Origin of the sequence: Synechococcus sp. R8-2 (genome assembly GCF_047461715.1) — a bacterium.
Taxonomy (GTDB): Bacteria; Cyanobacteriota; Cyanobacteriia; order Thermostichales; family Thermostichaceae; genus Thermostichus.
The window spans coordinates 1-1,681 of the sequence record NZ_JANSHQ010000706.1 but is presented as its reverse complement, the minus strand read 5'-3'; the positions used below and the strand labels follow the sequence as shown (position 1 = coordinate 1,681).

Here is a 1,681-nt window from a genome sequence, read left to right as displayed (position 1 = left end):
GCGGAGGCGTTGATACCGTTTGGGTGTTGTCTTGGAAACAAGGGTGAGTACCCGAGCCTCAACCGGAGTTTGCGGGGCTTGGCGATTGCCCAAGGCGTGCCCCCTAGCCGCGGGTGTAGCCGGCTGGGGGATGAAAGCAGATACGATGTTTTCAACTTTTCACAGTCGGAGAAATCTCATGAAAAAGTGGATTGCCTCGGCTACAACCCTACTCTGCTGTGTGCTTGTCCTGGTTTTGTTTTGGCCCCATGTTACCTCTGCCCAGGGGCAGACTCTCAACCTCTACATCTGGTCAGAATACATCGATCCCGACATCCTCACCGCCTTTGAAAAAGCCACCAATAGCCGCGTGCTGGTCAGCGTGTACGAATCCAACGAAGACATGGTGGCCAAACTGCGGGGGGGAGGCACCAGCCAGTACGACATTGTTGTTCCCACCGACTACATTGTGCCCAACATGTTGGAGCTGGGACTGCTGCAGCCTCTCAACAAAGAATTGATCCCCAACCTAAGCAACCTGGGCGAAAAATTTGTCGGCCTGCCCTTTGATCCAGAAAACACCTACACCGCCGCCTATCAGTGGGGCACCACCGGCATTGGCTACCGCAAAGACCGCCTGCCCGAAAACTTTGAACGCTCTTGGGGATTGATTTTCGACCCGCAGCAGCAGTATGGCCCCTTTGTGATGATCGACGAGATGCGCTCCATGATCGGCGCTGCTGCCGTTTACCTGGGCTTCGATATGAACACCACCGTTCGCTCCGAACTGCAGCAGATCCAGCAGCTTTTGATCGACACCAAGCGCCGCAGTGCCGGCCTAATTGGGGGCGTGGGGGGCAAAAACCAACTGGTTTCTGGAACGGCCAATGTAGCCATCGTCTACAGCGGCGATGCCCTGCAAGCTGCCGAAGAAAACCCCAACATCGGCTATTTTGTCCCCCGCGAGGGTGCCCACATTTGGCTGGATGTAATGGCCATTCCCGCCCAGGCCCCCAACCCCGAGCTGGCCAATCGCTTCATCAATTTCATCCTGGATGCTGAAGTCGGCGCTCAACTGAGCAACCACAACCGCTTCGCCACCCCCAACGCTGCAGCTCTGCCCATGATCAACCCAGAAGATCGGCAAAACCCGGCCATCTACCCTGACGAAGAGGCCCTTGCCAAACTCACCTACCTTAAAGTGCTGTCAGGGGAAGAGCTGCGCCTCATCGACGCCCTCTGGACAACCGTGAAAAGCAGCTAGGGATCCCTTGTTAGCTCTCGACATAAAACTTGACACTTTTTAATATCTGAGCCACATTAAAGATGTCACCCGTTGATGGAGCTAAAACCATGGAGAACCAAGAAGCTAAGTTCGGCTTTACCACCTTCGCCGAAAAGTGGAATGGCCGTTTGGCAATGTTGGGCTTTGTGATCGGCGTTGCGACCGAGTTGCTGACCGGCCAAGGGATCCTTTCTCAAATTGGCCTGATGTAATCCCAGTAGACCCAAGACACTGCTGTAGATCCTTGCTTGCCTGGCTGTAGTTTCCACCCTCTGCAAAGCAGCCAGGCTTTCGCATTGCCCTCGATTCTGGATTTAGGTCTGAATGAATCCAAATGGAAGTGGAAGCGAAATGCAGGCTGTTAAGTCCAGCTTCCACTGCCTTGCTTCTGCCGCTGACTGATACATTCACGCTGAA

Annotated in this window: 2 protein-coding genes; both read left to right on the top strand. The window is 54.5% G+C overall.

Going from position 1 to position 1,681, the window contains the following annotated elements; translation table 11 throughout:
- The first annotated feature begins 178 nt into the window (after window positions 1-178).
- Entirely contained in the window at window positions 179-1,243 is a 1,065-nt protein-coding gene (locus NW819_RS14060; protein ID WP_414414126.1) for a spermidine/putrescine ABC transporter substrate-binding protein, read from the top strand.
- 62 nt (window positions 1,244-1,305) lie between these two features.
- On the top strand, window positions 1,306-1,476 hold the full coding sequence (locus tag NW819_RS14055) for a chlorophyll a/b-binding protein (protein WP_414331192.1): 171 nt from the start codon (window positions 1,306-1,308) through the stop codon (window positions 1,474-1,476).
- Window positions 1,477-1,681: the final 205 nt, after the last annotated feature.

Coding starts and splice junctions, on each gene's coding strand:
- NW819_RS14060 (WP_414414126.1), top strand. CDS start 179: ATGAAAAAGTGGATTGCCTCGGCTACAACCCTACTCTGCTGTGTGCTT.
- NW819_RS14055 (WP_414331192.1), top strand. CDS start 1,306: ATGTCACCCGTTGATGGAGCTAAAACCATGGAGAACCAAGAAGCTAAG.